General features: G+C 51.1%; 15 protein-coding genes. 3 read left to right on the top strand and 12 right to left on the bottom strand.

Going from position 1 to position 19,375, the window contains the following annotated elements:
- Window positions 1-310: 310 nt before the first annotated feature.
- The 6 genes from ACO08I_RS09195 to ACO08I_RS09220 all read right to left on the bottom strand — a co-directional run bounded on the left by ACO08I_RS09195 (window position 311) and on the right by ACO08I_RS09220 (window position 7,592).
- On the bottom strand, window positions 311-3,439 hold the full coding sequence (locus ACO08I_RS09195) for a gliding motility-associated C-terminal domain-containing protein (protein WP_421949132.1): 3,129 nt from the start codon (window positions 3,437-3,439) through the stop codon (window positions 311-313).
- A gap of 291 nt (window positions 3,440-3,730) precedes the next feature.
- Window positions 3,731-4,387 carry a SprB repeat-containing protein gene (locus ACO08I_RS09200; RefSeq protein WP_421949133.1) on the bottom strand — a complete coding sequence of 219 codons (657 nt, stop codon included), beginning with the start codon at window positions 4,385-4,387 and terminating at the stop codon, window positions 3,731-3,733.
- Window positions 4,388-4,406: 19 nt separating this feature from the next.
- Window positions 4,407-5,255, bottom strand: a complete 849-nt coding sequence (locus tag ACO08I_RS09205; protein ID WP_421949134.1) for a tetratricopeptide repeat protein — start codon at window positions 5,253-5,255, stop codon at window positions 4,407-4,409.
- A gap of 12 nt (window positions 5,256-5,267) precedes the next feature.
- Window positions 5,268-6,146 carry a hypothetical protein gene (locus tag ACO08I_RS09210; RefSeq protein ID WP_421949135.1) on the bottom strand — a complete coding sequence of 293 codons (879 nt, stop codon included), beginning with the start codon at window positions 6,144-6,146 and terminating at the stop codon, window positions 5,268-5,270.
- Between the two features lie 6 nt (window positions 6,147-6,152).
- Window positions 6,153-6,710 carry a reprolysin-like metallopeptidase gene (locus tag ACO08I_RS09215; RefSeq protein WP_421949136.1) on the bottom strand — a complete coding sequence of 186 codons (558 nt, stop codon included), beginning with the start codon at window positions 6,708-6,710 and terminating at the stop codon, window positions 6,153-6,155.
- 54 nt (window positions 6,711-6,764) lie between these two features.
- Window positions 6,765-7,592, bottom strand: a complete 828-nt coding sequence (locus ACO08I_RS09220) for a transposase (protein WP_421946533.1) — start codon at window positions 7,590-7,592, stop codon at window positions 6,765-6,767.
- A gap of 1,254 nt (window positions 7,593-8,846) precedes the next feature.
- Here ACO08I_RS09220 and ACO08I_RS09225 point away from each other — a divergent pair.
- The gene (locus ACO08I_RS09225; RefSeq protein WP_421949137.1) at window positions 8,847-9,965 is read left to right on the top strand and encodes a peroxiredoxin family protein; all 1,119 of its coding nucleotides are present in this window, start codon (window positions 8,847-8,849) and stop codon (window positions 9,963-9,965) included.
- A gap of 256 nt (window positions 9,966-10,221) precedes the next feature.
- On the opposite strand, the gene ACO08I_RS09230 is transcribed toward ACO08I_RS09225, so the two are convergent.
- Window positions 10,222-10,977, bottom strand: a complete 756-nt coding sequence (locus ACO08I_RS09230; RefSeq protein ID WP_421949138.1) for a TrmH family RNA methyltransferase — start codon at window positions 10,975-10,977, stop codon at window positions 10,222-10,224.
- A 30-nt stretch (window positions 10,978-11,007) separates the two neighbouring features.
- On the opposite strand from ACO08I_RS09230, the gene ACO08I_RS09235 reads away from it, so the two are divergent.
- Window positions 11,008-13,533 (top strand): BamA/TamA family outer membrane protein, encoded by a 2,526-nt coding sequence (locus tag ACO08I_RS09235; RefSeq protein ID WP_421949139.1) that lies wholly within the window; start codon window positions 11,008-11,010, stop codon window positions 13,531-13,533.
- On the opposite strand, the gene ACO08I_RS09240 is transcribed toward ACO08I_RS09235, so the two are convergent.
- The 3 genes from ACO08I_RS09240 to ACO08I_RS09250 all read right to left on the bottom strand — a co-directional run bounded on the left by ACO08I_RS09240 (window position 13,521) and on the right by ACO08I_RS09250 (window position 15,876).
- Window positions 13,521-13,844, bottom strand: a complete 324-nt coding sequence (locus ACO08I_RS09240) for a DUF3817 domain-containing protein (protein ID WP_282780707.1) — start codon at window positions 13,842-13,844, stop codon at window positions 13,521-13,523. The genes ACO08I_RS09235 and ACO08I_RS09240 overlap by 13 nt on opposite strands.
- An 89-nt stretch (window positions 13,845-13,933) precedes the next feature.
- On the bottom strand, window positions 13,934-14,578 hold the full coding sequence (gene nth / locus ACO08I_RS09245) for an endonuclease III (protein WP_282780709.1): 645 nt from the start codon (window positions 14,576-14,578) through the stop codon (window positions 13,934-13,936).
- Between the two features lie 116 nt (window positions 14,579-14,694).
- Window positions 14,695-15,876, bottom strand: a complete 1,182-nt coding sequence (locus ACO08I_RS09250; RefSeq protein WP_421949140.1) for an AIR synthase-related protein — start codon at window positions 15,874-15,876, stop codon at window positions 14,695-14,697.
- A gap of 333 nt (window positions 15,877-16,209) precedes the next feature.
- Here ACO08I_RS09250 and ACO08I_RS09255 point away from each other — a divergent pair, with 333 nt between their 5' ends.
- Window positions 16,210-17,574: a peptidoglycan DD-metalloendopeptidase family protein gene (locus tag ACO08I_RS09255; RefSeq protein ID WP_282780713.1), complete on the top strand. Its 1,365-nt coding sequence runs from the start codon at window positions 16,210-16,212 to the stop codon at window positions 17,572-17,574.
- A 104-nt stretch (window positions 17,575-17,678) separates the two neighbouring features.
- Here ACO08I_RS09255 and ACO08I_RS09260 read toward each other — a convergent pair whose 3' ends face one another.
- Both ACO08I_RS09260 and fabD read right to left on the bottom strand, forming a co-directional pair.
- Window positions 17,679-18,236 (bottom strand): YqgE/AlgH family protein, encoded by a 558-nt coding sequence (locus tag ACO08I_RS09260; RefSeq protein ID WP_421949141.1) that lies wholly within the window; start codon window positions 18,234-18,236, stop codon window positions 17,679-17,681.
- A gap of 234 nt (window positions 18,237-18,470) precedes the next feature.
- The gene (gene fabD, locus ACO08I_RS09265; protein ID WP_421949142.1) at window positions 18,471-19,349 is read right to left on the bottom strand and encodes an ACP S-malonyltransferase; all 879 of its coding nucleotides are present in this window, start codon (window positions 19,347-19,349) and stop codon (window positions 18,471-18,473) included.
- Window positions 19,350-19,375: the final 26 nt, after the last annotated feature.

Consider the following 19,375-nt stretch of genomic DNA (forward strand, 5'->3'; position numbering starts at 1 on the left):
TATCCAAGACTGAACCAACGGCACTGCTCGCCTCCAGGCAGGAGACCGTCTACGGTCGGGCTGAGAAGGCAACGCATAGGACTCAACCTAATCCTCGCACAGACTGCCCATAGACCAATTTCAACCTCAGATTGCCAGGAAAAGACTGAGGCTCAGGTTAAGGTCGAGCACCAGCCTGCGCCTCCCAAAAGCACGGCCGCTTTGCGGCCGCCTCCCAAAAGCCCAGCCGACCGGCACCGCTCGCCACTTTTACATTTCCGAAGGCCCGTATGGGTTGCATTTCGCGTTTTGCAGTTTTACATTTCCTCCCCTACCGCACCAACAAAACCTCCCCCCCAATCTCCACCTCCCGCCCATCCAGCAACAGCAGGCGCAGGCGGCAAAGGTAAACGCCCGAAGGCGCAGACTCGCCCTTATGAACGCCGTCCCAGCCTCCTGAGCCGGGAGCGAAGTTTTGCCCCTCATAGACCAGACCGCCCCAGCGGTTGTAGGCCTGCATCAGGCGGACCTCTGCGACGCCCGTGCCTGCATAGACCGTCAGCAGATCATTGCGGCCATCGCCGTTGGGCGAAAAGGCATTAGGCAGGTAGGCCGGCGCAGCCGCATCCACGTAAATGGTGGTACGGGCGGTGGCGGTGCACCCCAGGCTGTCCGTCAGGGTGGCGGTGTAGGCCGTGGTGGCCGGCGGCTGAGCCAGGGGCACCGGGCAATCGGTGCAGGACAAGCCCGTGGGCGGGTCCCAGGCGATGTCAAAGCTGATGGCATTTGTAGCGGCCAGCAGGCGCACTTCCTGCCCCAGGCGGATGCTCGTATCGGCGGGCAGGCTCACCTGCAGGGGCGTGGCTGCCGGCAGGGCTGCCTGACGGGCACGGGCGCAGCCGCTGCCATCGGCTACCGTAATCGTATAAGGCTGTGCAGACAGGTTGGAAAATACCGGGCCCGGCTGTACCGGGCCATCATTGAGCTGATAGCTGTAAGGCGGCGCACCGCCCCAGATGCTGTCCACCCGCAACTGACCGGCACCGGGCTCCGGGCAGCCCGGATAGCCCAACGTAAAGGTGAAGTCTATACTGTTTTCCGAAAGGCTCAGGCTGTCGGAAGCGGTGCAGCCATTGGCATCGGTGAGGGTGACGGCGTAGGTGCCGGAGGCCGTGGTGCTCAGTGCAGGCCCTGCGGTGCCATCGCTCCAAATGAAGGTGCCGCTGCCATTGCCCGTAAGCGTTGCGCTGCCGCCGTTGCAGAGGCTGCCCGACTGACTGATGGACAAAGCCGGCTCCGGATGAAGGCCCAGTTCCAGCACCACCACACTGTCGCAAGGCTGCCCGTCACTAATCGTATCCCGGTAGGTGCCGGGCACGGTGAGCAGCTGCCCGCCGAAGGCGTAGGCCCCATCGGGGCAGATATCCGCCTGCAGGCTCCCTTCCCGCCGCTCGTAGCGCAGCTCCAGGCAGTGGGTGCTGTCGCAGCCGTACTGGGTGGTGTAGGTGAGGCAGAGGGCGGTGTCGGTGGTGAAGGTTTGGTTTTGCCATTCCAGGGCATCGCCCGGGCAAAGCGTGAATGCCTCGGCAAAGCGGAAGGTATCCCGAAAGACGAGGCTGGTGCAGTGTATGGAATCACAGCCAAATGAAGAAATGCTATTGTCGCAGCGCACGGTATCTGTGGTGTATACCTGCCCCTCATAGGCCAGCTCGCCTCCGGCACAGGCCGTAAGCGTATCAAAAGTGAAAAGCGTGTCCGCACCGGCGAGTGTATAGGCCGTGGCCGCCAGGCAGCCCAGGCTGTCCTCGACCTGCAAGGTATAAGTGCCTGCGCCTACGTTTTCGAGCACCGGCCCTGTAAAAGCCCCCTCCCACGCGTAGGTATAGGGCGCGGTACCTCCCGTTGCGCTGCCTTCCAGCAGGCCGTTTTCGCCGCAGACGAAGTCCGAAGCGGCATTAATCTCTGCCCAAAGGCTATCGTTTTCCGGGACTAGGAGGGTATCTGCCGAGGTGCAGCCCCGGGCATCGCTCAGGGTGTAGGCATAGGCGCCCGTGGCAAGGCCCGCCCGTGATGCGCCGCTGCCGCCGTCCGACCACGCGTAGGCGTAAGGGGCCTCCCCATTGGAAGCGGACAGGGCAAGCATGCCATCGCTCTGCCCAAAGCAGGCCGGGGAAACCTCTGCAGCTACCTCCAGGAAGTCATCGTCCAGCTGTAGGTAGACATAAGAGGGGCTGCCCCGGTAAATGGAGGCATGCACAATGATTTCAACCGTGCGGGGCCCGTAGGTAGGCGCAGGGGCATCATTGTAGTAGGCCAGCGCGCTCAGGGCGGCCTCCAGCGATGCGAAAGTTGCCCCGTTGCTCTGCAGGGTGAGCACGGTGCCCCCATTGCCAGCTACGGTAACCGGTGCCGCCGGGCTGCCCTGCAGGTACTCCTGACCGGGGTCCAGTACGCCGGACAACCGCAACGTGATAGAATCTATAGGGATTTGCCCGTACACCTGCAGGTCCGTATCGGCCAAAGGGATGGGGCCACGGCAGGAAGGCGCCGGCGCAAAGTCCAGCCCCTCACTACTGCTGTCGTCAATATCCAGATCTGCGTAGAGATCACAGGGGGGCATGATGACTTCCTCTGGCAGGGCAGTGCCTGTGATGAAATAACCTATGGTGCAAACGGGGCTGAGGGAATAGTCTGTAAAGTCCAGCACATGCAGCACCGAGGGGCCAAAATCATCTCCAATGTGCTCAAAAGCATAGGTGACGATGCTGTCGCAGGCAAAAGGGTAAGTCGACATCGACTCTATGCGCCCCACACTGTCCGGGAAGCTGTGCAGCAGCTCGCTCTGCTCCGGGGCCGTGCGGTTGATGCGGACCAGGTCATTTTCCGTAGTCGTCATATAAAGCTCCCCTTCCCGTAGCGTCATGCTCCGGGCCTGCCCGACAAAAGGAGGGAACGGGCCAATATCCCACTCCGTGCCGTCCATCGGGCTGTAAGCCTTTAGAGCATGGCCGCCGCTGTAGACAATGGAGTCCAGGCCGGATGCCAGGGCGTGGATGGAGGAGTCATTGCCCCAATCTGCTGTGTAAGTACCCATATTTCCCATTTCCCAGTTGGTCCCAGTAATATACATCCGCGTCCGATCCTCTTGATAGATAAAAGGGTCTAGCATATATCCACTAGCAAATGCGTAAATATTGGTATTCTGGTTAGGTGTTAATGCAGAAACAATTTCTTCTGTTGTGGTCAGAATAGGTCCTTCATTGCAGGCATCCAAATCCATGTAAAACAACTGGGTACTAGAGACAAAGAATGGTGTAGATTCCCCTCCCTTATAAGTAAACACCCTAAACTCCGGCACCTGCCCTACCCCATGGCTCAGGGCGATGAGCAATAGGAGGCAGGGCAGCAGGGCTTTACGAAGGTTTTGAAACAAGAGAGTGTGGTAGTAAAAATGAATCATTCAGGTAAAGTTTTTTGCTTGACAAATTTGTGCCCCTTGGCACAGCACAATTCTAACCCCGTATACAGGAGCGCTTACGCGAAAGGGCATCATCAACAATGCAGCGTAAAGGTAGTATTTCCGTGGCGATACGGCAAGGCGGGATTTTGCCACAATTGGTCAAACCGAGTTTCTGCAAAGGAGCGCGAAGGCTTTTTCCTTTTGTGAGGTAACGCCATCGGTATCAGCCACCGAATAGCTGCCTGCCAGCAGTCCCTCCAATTCTCCTACTGTGGTGTTTGCCCCATTGCTTCACTGAAACTGATAGGGTGGCGCACCGCCATTGGCGGCTACCTCAACAGCACCATTGCTCAGCCCTGGACAGGCGCCTGACACCGATGACAGTTCTAAAGAAAGCGGCGGCAACTGTTCTACCTCGGGTGTTTCCGCGAAATGCACACAACCATTTCCATCCGTGACCTCTACGCTGTAAGCCTGCCCTTCTTCCGCATCCTCAAAATCCTCCGAAGTCACAGAAGGGCTGCCATTGACATACCATTGATAGGTGAATGGTGGTGTGCCCCCGGTAAGGGTAAGATTTATATGGCCGTCGTCTACTCCGCAATCAGAAGGGGGGGCGATATCGAATTGGAAGGTGGGGCCGGGGCAGGCCTCCAATAGGAACTGATAGGAAAATGAACAGCCAAAGGCATTATACACCTTCAGCTCATAAGGTCCAGGTGCTGTAATATCAGATGGCTCTTTAAAGGTGGAAGCGTAACCATCAGGCCCTGACCAAATGAAAAAAAACGGGCCCGCACTTCCTTCTGCCGCAACAGAAAATGGCTGCTGTGGAGCCCCATCACAGACGCAGATATCACTAGACGACACGTTAATCTGAGCCCTAAGTGTACTGCCAGATAATAGCAAAATAAAAATAAAAACGAGGTTGGCGTTAGAGATTGGCATGGTGGATTATTTTGGTGGTTTAGTAGTCGCGCTTACGTAAAAACTTGAGCTTTCGTAGTTTTTCAGAGACTCTTTCTATCATTACTTCTTTCATGATTCCAGTCTTCTTAGCTTCCGCTTGCTCGTAGTGGTAGATGATTTCATCGTAATCCTCTTTGCTGTATTCTATATCATATCGCCTATGGAATGTTTCCGTTTTAGCCGCTATTCTAAGGTGGGCATCAGCAGCAAAGCGCGACTCAGGAAAACGCCGAATAAACTCTTCTGCCAAGGCAATTGCCTGATCATCGCAATAGCGACAACCTGGCAATCCATTCTCATACAGAAACAATGGATGAAATAAGCTTTCCAGCCATGCTGCAGCTTCTTTTTCCTTGCTTTCCTTATAGTCTACAACTATCAACCCCTCTTCTTTGACAATTGCTTGTTCTTTTTCTTGTAAGGGGTAGTAAACCAACTTCAATACATATTTCCCTGGTTTTAGGGTAAATCCTTCATTTGGGGGGCAAACGTCTAACCCTGATTTTTTGAAATCACAATGCACCAAGTCTGCTTCAAATATGTGCGTAAAAGATAAACCTGGCTCACAATTCACGTAAGAAATGGTTTGCCCACCAATAAGAAGGTTCCCCCCCGAATAAATCAAACATTCCGCATCGTGATCTTCTCGCCTGATATACACATCCCAACTGTAGTAAGGACTGTTTATATTGATAGCTTCCTCTCCTTTGTACAAAAAGGAATATTTCAAATTTATTGGCTCTAAATACCCTATCTCTTCAGGTAATTCAAGCTTAACAACTAGTTTTTGTGCAATTGTGGCAAATGGTAACAGTATTAACAGTATGACAAAATTCCTCCTGTACATAATTATCGTTTTTCAAAGAATAGAAACCTTCGTCACCATAAGCTCTCGTGAGAAGCCTTTTTCTTTCTTTATTGCTTGTTCGCTATGGTATTTTATTTTATCTTTATTAGTCTTATCTATAGCGATTCTAAGTTTACGGTATATTGCTCCCGTATTGAAAGCAATAAGCCAATGTGCATATGCTACAAAACGCGAATTTGGGAACCGTTTGATAAAACTTTCAGCTAGAAGAATAGCTTCATAATCGCAGAATCGACATGCAGATAATTGTCTTTTGGTAAGAAACAAAGGATGAGGTAATCGCTCCAACCATGCAGCAGCTTCCTTTTCCTTACTCTCTTTATAGTCTATGACGATTAATTCCTCTTGTCTAATGATGGCTTCGCTCTCATCTTCCGAAGGATAATAAACTAGTTTCAAAATATAATTACCTGGTTCTAAAGTAAACCTATCATTTTGTGGGCAAATGTCTAAACCGGTTTTATTGAAGACACCTAGCAAATCTGCCTCGAAAACATCGCTATAAATATATCCATTGCTATACTTACTAATACCTGTGTTGGCTCCCTCATCAGAAGTTTTATAATTGTTACCTGTAAAGATCAAGTATTCATCTGAAGATGTCTCATCCTTAATAAACAATTCCCAATTATACACAGGATTATTTATGCTAATTGGTTCGACCCCTGTATAAGAAAAGCTATATTTCAAATGGAGGTTTTCCAGATAACCTACCTCTTCAGGTAACTCTAATTCAATTTTGATGCCATCTTGACCAAATCCAATAATTATTGTGCAACAAAATGATATTGCAAAAAGAATGCGAGCCAAATTCATAATTGAACAATTTAAATTTAAAACACAAAAACCAACAAGATAGTACAAAGTCATTTTTTTTTAATTTGGCCGGGTACCAGGGCTATTTTTCCGGCTTCTGATTAAGTTGATATGTTTAGAAGAGAATTCACCATCGTTGTTGGTATCATTCAAAGAAGCATTCATTAGACTCGAATTCCCAGAATGACCTAACCCAAATTGATGCCCGATTTCGTGAGCAATACTTCTGCCAGTATATTCTGATAAGTCAAAGTTAACCGCTCCACTTGAACCATAATCCCTTAATGTTTCAAAAGGAATGTAACTATCCTCCCCACCTACAGCTAAGCTATCAAGGGAGGAGTCACCTCTAGTTATGCCTAGATTTAAACCTGAATATTTAAAGCCAGGATGATCCTCAGTGTCTTTGTCTACCTCTGATTTTGGATCATTATCTCTTCTCCAGACGTATGTTTGAAACGCAGCTAAACAATAGGTAATCCATACTTTTTCAACAGCATCAGCAATAGTATCCTTTTCTAATTCATACATATTAGCATGATCCACATAATAACTTTCCATCATGCTGGATTCTAATAAGCTTGCCTGAAACGGAGATACTGATTGTTTATTAGCCATTATTCCTAGATTTAAAGGTAAAACATATGCTTTATGCAAATCAAGAGCTAAATGTCAATTTAGCTGAGTTATCAAAATTAGAGCTGCTGCGATACGGCCGAAGATGTGGACGATAAGCCCTGACAATGACCGAACTTTGCTAGCTCTCTGAATATCAGTATGTTCGATAAGCCAATTAAAAAAGGATTCAATAGGCTGCCGAATCTTAGAAACAGCTTTTGAATAAAGGTCGTCAGCCGCCTTGTGGCGCTGCCTGTCTTGCTGAGGTTGCCCTCGCTTATATTTGACTGGGCACATCAACTCTCCGCCCTGGTCTTGGCAAATTAGCTCCAGTTCGCTGTCGTTAAAGGCTTTGTCCCCAAAAATTGGGAAATGGGCATACTGTTCCAACAACTGCCGCTGTGCTTGTAAGTCATGTTCTGAAGCCGGCCCAATTTGCATAGACTCTATTACAGGTAGAGCACCAGAGCGTGAAAAACCAAGCCCGTGCAGCTTAACACCGAAGTAGTGCATCTTTTTGGTCGAATTATAGCCTTTGTCGCATAGCTCTCTGGCTACCTTGCCAGCCCTTTTGCCACTACACGTTATGATAGGCATGGAGTCAGTAAGCAAAAAAGAAGCCCTGCCTTTTGTGCAGGCAAAAGAATAACGGGCAGCTAAATGGGCTACCAAATGAGGCAATGCACTAGCTAGGCGGTTAAGCCGGGCGTTATAAGCCTGGTAACTTGGAAGCTCCGGAAAACAGTCAGCCCAATGGTGTTTTATATACTCATAGGCGTCCTTAACCCTTGTTTTGCGCTCGTAGGCAAGGCTAAAAAGGTAGCTGCATAAAAGCTCAGAGTCTGTAAACTTAGGCGGTGACTGGTTTTTTGTGTGCCGCATACAGTACCATTGTAGTTTTTGTTCGTATATTTCGCACACGTAGAAGTATAGCTCGATAAGTTGTAGAAGTCGCATTCCACAAACTTAATCAACTTGCTTCTACGTTTTAGTTTGCTCTTGATTCGCATTAATATTCGACCCCTATTGGGGGTCGTACATCAGTAAAAACAAGCTTAGATCTTGGAATCGACCCCAGCGGGGTCGCACTTATCGATCGAAAGATTTACCTAAAAAAATCCACGTCAGCTGCGACAACTTGGTTTACGCCCATATTATGTCAGGTATGCACCAACTTGTGCATACAGGGACGCATTAACAGTTCAGTCCTTACGGAAGACCGTTTCTGAACCTTATACTTAATCTTTGTGCCGGGATTACCGTACAAATAATGCTAATCTAATTCACCATCTGACAACCCTAACATTGGTACACATCTATCCATGTAAGAACCGAATTATTAAGGTTCCAGGCATAGAAATCTTACCCTAGACCTGAACGGCTAACCCTGGCAGAAAGGTTCAAAGTAGGGCATCAACGGATCAAACAAATACCGTACCCAGAGGCACGCTATTGATGCTTTATTCCAAACCAATCTAACCATCAAGACAGCTTCTAAATGCATCAGCCAAAAGGATAAGCTTTATACCCGCGAACAGGTAATCCTATCTCTTATTGAACGAGCAGACATTTATCAGACATAGTAAACCATGCTGACGACAGAAGCCATACCCTTTACCGATTTTGTTCCCCAGATAAAAATGTGCAATAGATGATTAAGCGCTTGCGCGAATATGCGTTGTGCATACAGGAGACAGAAGTCTTAGTTGCTTCTGTAACTCTATGTAGTTTACTAACAATGGTAAATTTACCCCCCCCCCCGCGAGATTCCAAAATTTTTGAGTGTTTTTTTCAAAAAAAACATTGTGGCTCTTACACTTTCAGGCATTAATTGGTTTCTGGTCAGCGAAAAGGGAACGTTTCAAGCCCGCTCTGCTTATGACTTGAAAGCCAAATAGAGACTGAACAAAAAAAAACCAGACCAAAGGTGCACCATTCTTCAATGCCATTATCATTATGGTGGTTAGCGTTCATTTGGATTTCAGCCGGATGACACGAGCAGCCCCCCACCCCACCGATTTATCCGCCCATAATCCCAATTTTCCATACTATTTTTATCTTTGTGGCGTTGAAAATCAGCCTAAAGCCTCAACGCAAGCTAGTAATTATTACCGAATCAAAATACTCGTACCGAGCATGAAGAATATTGGAATTACCCTAATGGCAACCCTCCTGTCCCTGGCCGTCTGGCAGTGTGCCCCTGAGGTCAAAGGTACCGTTATCGACGGGCAGATTGAGAATGCAGCGAATATGCAGGTCTACCTCGATCAGGTGAAGATCGGCAAAGCAAGTAATGTTTTAGCGAAAGCGGATATGGATGCCAACGGGCAGTTCAAAATGGAATTCCCGGAAGGCATTGAGGCGGGGGTTTACCAAATGCGCATTGGTGCCAAGAATTTCAACCTCGTCTTTGACGGGAGCGAAAAGCAGGTCACGCTCAAGGGCGACCTCAACGATATCCAAACCTTTAACTTCGATATTGAGGGGGCTCCGGATTCCAAAATCCTGGCGCATACCATGAACAGCCTCTTCAAGCGGGAGTATCAGGCTTCGGATATTGAGAATTTCGTCGATTCCGTTTCCAACCCGGTGCTGGGCGCTTTTGTCGCTTACCGCTCGCTGGGCTCCAACGGGCAGTTTCTGGATACCCAAAAGAATGCCCTCCGCCGCCTCAATGAAGCCATCCCCAACTCGGAGATGGGTGCCAACTACGGTGCTTTCCTCACCGCCGTGGAGCGTCAGTACATGCAGCAGCAGGCACAGGAACTGATTCAGGTGGGCCAAATGGCGCCGGACATCAAAATGAAGAGCCCGGACGGGAAAGAATATGCGTTGTCCGACCTTCGCGGGCAGATCGTCCTGCTCGACTTTTGGGCAAGCTGGTGTGGCCCGTGCCGCCGGGAAAACCCAAATGTGGTGGCCGTTTACGACAAGTACAAGGATCAGGGCTTTACGGTCTTTAGCGTTTCTCTGGACGGGCTGGATTCCCGTACCCGCAGCCGCCTGAATTCCGAAATGGAGGCCGAAACCTACCTGCAAAACCAGAAGCAACGCTGGGTGCAAGCCATCGAACAGGACAACCTGAAGTGGGAGTACCATGTGAGCGACCTGAAAAAGTGGGAGTCTGATGCTGCCGCCCTCTACGATGTGCGCAGCATCCCGCGTGCCTTCATGATTGACAAGGAGGGCCGGATTGTTTCTACCAGCGTCCGTGGTGCGGAACAAATCGAAGCGGAATTGAAAAAACTCCTGTAAGCAGGCTGTAATTTAGTCTGGATAAAAGCCATTCGGGTATTGCCTGGATGGCTTTTTTTGGAGGTGCGTTGGAGCAGGTTAAGGATCAGGTTGAGGTTGAGTACCAAGCAGTGGCTTCAGAGGGTGGATAGCATGCTATCCGGCAGCACCCCGAGTCGATCGCAAAGCGGTCGTTCCCTATGAAGGCCCTCCCCTGGTCTGCTCAACCTTATCCTGAACCTCAGCCGCCGGCTTAGCCTTTCCCAGCCGCCCCCGCCTAATTCAGCAGCACACCAATAATAATCCCCGCTGCCACCGCCGCATTGAGCGACTCTGCGCCACCGCCCTTTCCTCTGGGGATAGACACCCGGTGCGTCACCTTTTCCATCACTGCCGGAGTGATGCCTGCGCCTTCATTACCGATGACCAGGACGCCGGTTTTGGGCAGATCGGCCTGAAAAATATTTCCCCCTTCCATATCCGCGCCGAAGATCGTTAGGTCGGGTGCGGCGTTCAGAACGGCTCCAAAGTCTGCGACGATGGTGGAGACCCGCAAAAATGCCCCCATGGATGCTTGTATGACTTTGGGGTTGAAGACCTCCACACAATTCGGCGAACAAATCACCGTTGAAATACCAAACCAATCGGCCAGGCGCAAAAGTGTGCCCATATTCCCGGGGTCCTGTAGGTCATCAAGAAACAGGGCTAACTGACCGTTGAGGGCATCAGCATTCAGCTCATACTGAGGCTGCCGCACGAGCGCCAGCGCCTGATTCGGTGTTTTGAGCAGGGAAAGGCGACTGAGTTCATTTTCAGAGACGGTGATGGCTTGCAGGGCGGGCGGCCACTGCTGCGGGGGCAAATGTTCCATCCAATTGGGCAGCGCAAAGAGGGTTTCCACCCATTCAGAGCGGTGTTCCAGCAGTTCGCGGACCATCTTATCGCCCTCTACAACGAATTTATCATACTTTTGCCTGAACTTCTTCTGGCGGAGTGATTGTATATATTTGATCGTATTTTTAGAAACCGGCATAACGTTTTTTGGCTGTTGATCAAAATGCCCATGCGTAGCAGTGAAAGCACAATATACTTAATCGGTGCCGTTCTGGCACTGCTGTTTTTTTCATCCTGCAACTCCTCCAGGTACCTGGCGGCGGATGAATACCTGCTGCGCGGCAACAGCATCAAGCTGCATGCGGATGACAAGCTGGAACGGGAGCGCAATATGAAGTACGAGCTGTCCACCTTGTACAAGCAGACCAAAAACAACCGGTTCTTTTTCATGCCGCGGGAGTGGTTTTACTTCGTCACCAACGGGCCCGGCGATACGACCAAGTTTGACCGGCTGCTGCGGCGGGTGATCGGCGAGCCCCCGGCGATTTACGATCCATCCCTGCGTGAAGCCACCGAACAATCTATGCGGTACTACCTGCAGTACAAGGGCTATTTCGATGCCGAGGTCTATTCTGACCCACTGGTCAGGCGCAAAAAAATGTACATTACCTACCACGTCACCCCCAATGAGCAGTACCGGGTAGATACTATTGTGTTTGCCTGTAAAGACCCCACGGTGGACAGCATCCTGCGCTCCATAGCCCCCCGCAGCTACCTGAAGCCGGGGTCTGCAATTGACGGGCAACTGTACGATCAGGAACGGAAGCGCATTACCAGCTACCTGCGCAATCACGGTTATGCCTACTTTTTCAGCAATTACTTTGCGCCCCTTGATGCAGATACCACGGTGGAAGGGCAACGGGCAGCGCTCCGGCTGGAAGTCCTGCCCCCCGCAGAAGATACGGTGCATCAGCAATATCATATTGACGATATCAGCGTCTTTCTCGACTACATCCCCGGACAGGGCGACTCCACCCTAATGGATACCCTGATCAACAACATTCACCTGCGCACTTCCCACCCTTACTTTCGGGTAGACCCGGGCACTGTTGTGGAATCCATCTACCTGAAGCAGGGCAAACTCTATCGTCAGGACGATTATGACCTGACCAACAAACAGCTCAACAGCCTGGGGGTATTCCGTTTCGTCCGGATCAAGCAAAACATTGATTCGCTCTATCCGGACCGGTTGGACATCCGCATTGAACTGACGCAAAACAAGCGCCTGGAAGTAGGTGCCGACCTGGAGTTCAACTACGCCAGCCGGAGTGCTACGGGCATTGGCAACCTTATCGGCACTACGGTCAGCCCATCGCTGCGCCACCGGAATGTATTTGGAGGGGCGGAGCTCCTGATCACGGACTTCAACGCCGGTGTGGAATTCAACCCGGCTCCCCAAGCCATTTCTGCCGGGCAGTTTTGGAATACGGTGGACCTCGGCTTGCAGACCAACCTCTACCTGCCCCGGTTTATTGATTACCTGAGCATCTGGCGGCGGCTCGACCGGGCCCGGCTGGGCAAAAAGGAATCGTCGGTCTTTTTCAGGGAAGGCTTTTACCAATCGCTTCAGGAGAATGCGTCCACCCGCGTATCCGCCAACTACAACTATCTGCTCATCCTGGATTTTTACCAGTACAACCTTTTCACAAGCACCTACGGCTTTGACCACCAACCAGCCACCAACAAGCGGTTTATCCTCAACCATGTGGGTATTGATTATCTGCTGCCTACGACTGAAGCGAACTTTGACTCCCTGCTCGCCTTCAACCCCTTCCTGGAGCGCTCCTTTGGAGAGCAGCTGTTTGTCAGCCTGCTCTTCCGGGACATGAACTACGTGTACAACTCCCGGCCCAACCGCCGGGGCAATTCTTACTACCTGGGCTTTAATCTGGAGCTGGCGGGTGCGGAAATCTGGGCAGGCAATGCGATTTACAATAGCTTTTCCCTTGAGCCGGACACCCTTCGCCTCAATTTGGGCGGTGGGCAGGGCGTGGATTTTTCACAATACGCCCGTACGCAGATTGACCTGAGGCGGTACTGGCAAAGCCGGCCCAGCCACAGTTTTGCTGCCCGCTTCTCTATTGGTGTAGCCCGGCCCTTTGGGTACACCACCGATGTACCTTATGTAAAGCAGTTCTTTGCCGGAGGGCCCAACAGCATAAGGGCATGGGCACCACGCGGGCTGGGCCCGGGTGCTTATGAAGATACGCTGGCGGTGCGGAGTGCGAATAACACCCGGCTCTACCAGACCGGCGACTTCAAGCTGGAAGCCAACCTGGAATACCGGTTCAAAATATTCTGGCTGATGAACGGGGCATTTTTCCTGGATGCCGGGAATGTGTGGACGCTCCGGCGGGACCCTAACCGTTGCGGTTCTCAGTTTTTACTAAGGGGCACAACCTATACCTGTATGGACCAGGAATCCGGGGAGCGGGTTTCCTATACTAATGAACCTTTCTACCGGCAAATTGCCATAGGCGGTGGCTTTGGGCTGCGGCTCGACTTTTCCTACTTCATTCTGCGGCTGGACATGGGCGTAAAACTCCGGCATGCCGCCCCATTCCCCAACGAGCCCGGCAGCTCTGCCAACTGGCAGAACTACTGGTTCCGGGACTTTCGGGCGGACGGGAACCGCGTGGACCTGCGCCTTGGGGATATCGTGGCTTTCAACCTTGGCTTTGGCTACCCGTTCTGAACCTGCTGCTGTATGGGCTTGAAGATTCTGCTGTCCGCCACAAAGGTCCCGAATGGCACAATGGAAGCAAGCAGCGACCAAAAAGTCTGCCCCAGGCTCATCCTGTATTCTGACCGGGCCAATATCACTATCGTAATGTAGCCAATAAAAAGGAAGCCATGTGCCATTCCAACCACGAGATTGGGCTCAGGGATACCCGCCATATACTTAAGCGGCATAGTAAAAAACAAGATCAGCAGGAAGGAAACGCCTTCCCATAAAGCCAATATGCGAAGGGCTTGTATGGTGGTTCCGAAATATTTTTTGAACATGATATCTCTTTTTTCCACAATAACAGCCAAGCCCGGAGTTGGTTACTACCCTATGCCCTAAATGACCGGGTTATTGCAATCGCTAACTTTTACTTAAACAGGGTTTTGCGGCCGTACTGACTGCAAATCGGGCATTCCCTTGGGTCGTGCCCCCTTGCCGGGCAGTACTCTCTTCCGAAAAAGATGATTTGCAGGTGCAGCTTGTTCCATAGCTCCTTCGGAAAAAGTCGTTTGAGATCATATTCCGTACGCTGTACATTCTTACCAGTGCTCAGCCCCCAGCGATAAGCCAGGCGGTGGATGTGAGTGTCGACCGGGAAGGCAGGCTCTCCGAAAGCCTGGGACATGACCACGGAGGCCGTTTTGTGACCTACCCCGGGCAATGCTTCCAGCGCCTCCATCTCTTCGGGCACCGCTCCTCCATATTTTTCTACCAGGATATTTGACAGTTCGCTGATGGCCGCTGATTTGCGGGGAGAAAGGCCACAGGGGCGGATAATCTCCCGGATTTCATCGACAGGCACCTGTGCCATATCTTTGGGGTTGTCCGCCCGTTCAAACAACAAGGGCGTAATGCGGTTAACCCGTTCATCGGTACATTGAGCCGACAGTAATACGGCTACCAGGAGGGTGTAGGGGTCTTTGTGATCGAGGGGGACTGGAACTTCAGGGTAGTAAGATTCCAGAATCTCTGTAATAGCTTTGACTTTCTGTTGCTTAGTAACTCTTCTCATGCCTGTTCAAAGTGATGGTGTTTTAGTAGCGGCAAATACGCTTCGATTCTATTTTCGCCTTTGCCCGCTACCTGAAATCTTTCGGCATTTGAGGATCTTGGGGTTGGTGTTATCCATTAATGGTCGTATTCAAAAGTACCGTAGGGGCTTTCCACCCTTACCGTTGGCTGATCGGCCTTTTCAACACGCCCAATGATTTGAGCATCAATATTAAACTGTTTGGCGATATCGACGACCGCCTGAGCTTCGCTTTCCGGAAGATAGACTTCCAGGCGCTGCCCCATATTGAAGACCTGATACATTTCCTTCCAATTGGTACCGGACTCTTCGCGGATCATCTGAAAGAGGGGCGGTAAGGGAAGCAGGTTGTCTTTGATGACCCGCACGTTATTAATAAACTTGACCACCTTGGACAGCCCTCCGCCGGTATTGTGGATCATGCCGTGTATGGAAGGCTTCAGATGCTTCAACAGCTGAGCGATCACGGGGAGGTAGGTCCGGGTAGGCGACAGGACCAGCTTGCCGGCTGTCATCTTTTGCCCGTTCCCGATACTGACTTCATCCGTCACGCCCTTGGAGCCCACGTAGACGACGGTTTCAGGCAGTGTGGGGTCGTAGCTTTCCGGGTATTTGGAAGCATAACGGTGGCTGAAAACATCGTGGCGGGCACTTGTGAGCCCGTTGCTGCCCATACCGCCGTTGTAGGATTTTTCGTAGGTAGCCTGGCCGTAGGAGGCGAGGCCAACAATCACATCGCCGGGCTGAATGTCATTCACAATCAGGTCACTGCGCTTCATCCGGGCGAAAGCCGTATAGCCCACATCAATGGTGCGTACGATATCCCCGACATCGGCTGTTTCTCCGCCTGCGAGGTGGATGTCTACGCCGTGGCTGCGCATCTCCTCCACAAAAGCGGAGGTAAAGTTGATGATGGTGCTGATGACATCGCCCGAAATCCGGTTTTTATTCCGGCCAATCGTTGAGGAGAGCAGGATATTGCTGGTGCAGCCGACACAGCCCATGTCGTCAAGGTTCATTACCATCGCATCCTGTGCAATACCTTCCCAAACGGAGAGGTCGCTGGTTTCTTTCCAGTAGAGGTAAGCGAGGCTGCCTTTGGTGCCAGCGGTATCGGCATGCATCAAGGTGCAATGCTCCGGGCTACCGGCTGCCACATCAGGCAGGATTTTGCAGAAAGCGTTCGGGTATAAGCCTTTGTCCAGGTTTTTTATGGCGGCGTGCACTTCGTCTTTGGTTGCTGAGACGCCCCGTAGCCCGTATTTCGATTGGTCTGCCATCCGGTTTGGTAATTTCCCGCAAAGGTAGGGAATTCCGTAGAAATGATTAGAAAAGCGTTCAAAAAGGATATAAATAGTTGGAGAAAAAGAAGTGGCGCAAAAGTTTTTATACGGGGAGCTGAACAAAAAGTTCCATTTTTTGTAATTTTAACAATTAATATTAGGCGTAACTTGCCGCCGCTTCTATATTTGCAGGTGCAAAAAATATTCAGCACCTTTTGATCCCATGGTTCTCGTCCCAAAAATTAGTAGCTATTTACCGTATTCACCCCCAATACTGGCTTGGTATGCCGTAATTACAGCACACCATTTATTCATCAAACCTACTTCATCGTGGATCTAACAGAATCGATTAACCACTTTTACCGACAGCATAAACGCACTATACATATTTCAGCGATCTCAATTGCCGTCCTCCTCGCGGGCACGGCTATTTTTTATGCCGCTACTCAACTGAATAGCAAAAAAGGGCTGCGGGCTTCGCTTTCTTCAGCGGAAGCACCGGTGGAGCTTAGCGCTTTCCCGGCAGTAGTCCCTACCATGAAGTACGGCTTTGCTATTGATACGCTGCAATTGCAGGAAAACACCATTCAATCCGGACAATTCTTAGCCGACATCCTCCTGGGTCAGCAGCTCGATTACCCTTCGATTGAGAAGCTGGTCGCCAATATGGAGGATGTTTTTGATGTTCGCCACCTTCGGGTAGGCAAACCTTATACAATTCTTTCCAAGCCGGGCGCAGAGCAGCCGCTTTACATGGTCTATGAGCCCAACGACTACGAGTATGTGGTGTTCGAGCTCTCCGGTGACTACAAGGTGGAGCGTAAGGAGCGTGTTGTGGAAACGCAGCAGGGCTCTGTAGCTGGCAAGCTGGAGTCTTCCCTTTGGAACGCCATCGTCGGACAGGGGCTGAGCTACGAGCTGGCTGCTAAAATGGAAGGCGCGCTGCAATGGTCGATTGACTTCCACCACCTGCAGAAAAACGATGAGTTCAAACTCGTTTTTGACCGCGAGTTTATCGATGGCGAAGAAGTAGGCATCGGGGCCGTCCACGCAGCTTACTACAAAACAGGCGAGAACGAATACCACGCTATTTACTACAAGAGCGAAGATGGGGCACACGAAGGGTACTATGACCTGGAAGGCCGCCCGATGAAGCGGGGCTTCCTCAAGTCGCCGGTGAAGTACTCCCGGATTTCCTCCTACTACAACCTCAACCGCTTCCACCCTATCCTGAAGCGCCGCCGCCCGCACTATGGCACCGACTACGCTGCGCCTTACGGCACGCCTATCTACGCGGTGGGTGACGGTGTGGTTACCCGTGCCTCCTACACCAAAGGCAATGGCAACTTCGTAAAGATCAAGCACGACAAAACCTACGAAACGCAGTACCTGCACATGCAAAAGTTCGCCAAAGGTATCAGTGTGGGCACACATGTGAAGCAAGGGCAGGTCATTGGCTATGTGGGCTCTACCGGTCTGGCTACAGGCCCTCACGTTTGCTTCCGCTTCTGGAAGGACGGCAAGCAGGTCAACCACCTGAATATGAAATTCCCACCTGCTAAGCCACTGCCGGATTCAGAGCTGTCTCAGTTTGGGCTGCAGCGCGACCGCTACATGGAACTGCTGATCAATGCTAAACCGAATAAGGTGGCTTCAGAAGAAACCGATGAAGCAACCGGTGCGGATAACCCGTAAGAAAAACAAGATCCATCAAAACAAAACGAAGCCCCCTTCAGTACCATTTTGGCAGCCGAAGGGGGCTTATTCTTTTTAGGGAAGGCGGGTGTAAGTAAAAGAGGCTAATTCCAGCTAACAAACTCCGGCATATTGGCGATGACCGTGTATGCATCACCTTTATTGTACATCGCCTGCTCCCATACCTTGCCGGAATTCATATTGAAGAGGTAGTTGGCGTGCATGTCTGCCACCACCCAGGAGCCGAGGGTCATTTCATCATCGAGCTGACCTTCCGACCAACCAGAATAGCCAACGAAGAAGCGGATATCTTTAGGCTCGATGAGCTGAGAAGTCGCTAAAAACTTCAGTTTCTCAAAGTCACCGCCCCAGTAGATACCGTTACCGACCGGGCGGCTGCCTTCCAGCAAATCCCCAACCGTATGCAGGTAGTGGATGGTATCGCGCTGCACCGGCCCACCGTAAAGAACACGGGAGTCGAATTCCGGGAAGGATTCGACCAGAGCATCAATCTGCATATCAAGTGGCTTATTCATGATGAACCCCACGCTGCCTTCCTCGCCATGCTCGCAGAGCAGCACCGCAGCGCGCTTAAAATTCGGATCTAACATGAAGGGCTCTGCCAGTAGGATCTGGCCATTTTTCACTTGATTGCTAACCATAAAATTGTGCTTTCGTTACAAAAGAACCCGTTGGAGACGGGAATTGGTTCAGCCGGGACTCATTTTTTTTAAGAGCCTGTTGGGATTTTGGTCTTCTAGGCGAGAACTTGCAATTTTTTGGTTAGACAAGGTACGAAAACCGGAGTCCGTACGGATGAGGATTTTCGGAACGAAGTATAAGAAAAAAAGTGCTGTTCGTAGCCCGATTACTAAAGTCCAAACAGGCTCTAAATACTACAAAGCACTTGTAGGGAACTGCCGGTCTACCTTCTTTACAAAACCCTGGAGCGTCTTTCCATTCCCACCGACCTCGATAAACTCGGTGACGCCATCCGCGATCATGTTCTTCATGGTTTGCGTCCAGCGTACGGGGGCTGTCAGTTGAGCGATGAGGTTTTTTTGGATGACTTCCGGGTCGGTTGTGGCAGTAGCGGTGGCATTTTGGTAGATGGGGCATACCGGTTGCTGAAAGACCGCTTCCTCTATAGCCGCCTGCAGTTCGTCCTGCGCGGGTTGCATTAGTGGAGAATGAAAGGCCCCACCTACCGGCAGTACGAGCGCCCGGCGGGCCCCCGCTTCCTTCAGTGCCTCCACCGCCTGATTCACACCTTCCACAGAGCCGGAGATCACCAGCTGGCCAGGGCAGTTATAGTTGGCCGCGACCACAATCTCATCGATACCCTCACAAATCTGCTCTACGACTTCGTCCTCCATACCAATGATGGCAGCCATCGTGCTTTCCTGCATTTCACAGGCTTTTTGCATAGCCTGGGCACGCCCCTGTACCAGCTTGAGCCCCTCTTCAAAACTCAGGGCACCGGCGGCTACGAGGGCAGAAAACTCGCCCAGGGAATGCCCGGCTACTGCACCAGGGTCCATCTCGTCTCCTGCCATTTTGGCTTTCACAATGGAATGCAGGAACACCGCAGGCTGAGTCACCCGCGTCTGCTTCAGGTCTTCAGCGGAGCCTTCAAACATTACATCCGTAATGCGGAAACCAAGAATATCGTTGGCTTGCTCAAACAGTTCTTTAGCCAGGTCGCTGCTTTCGTACAGGTCTTTGCCCATACCTTCAAACTGGGAAGCTTGGCCGGGGAAAACGTAGGCTTTCATGGTTGATTTCGTTTTGAAGTTTTCTG

The organism is Phaeodactylibacter xiamenensis (genome assembly GCF_965229835.1).
Lineage (GTDB): Bacteria > Bacteroidota > Bacteroidia > Chitinophagales > Saprospiraceae > Phaeodactylibacter > Phaeodactylibacter xiamenensis.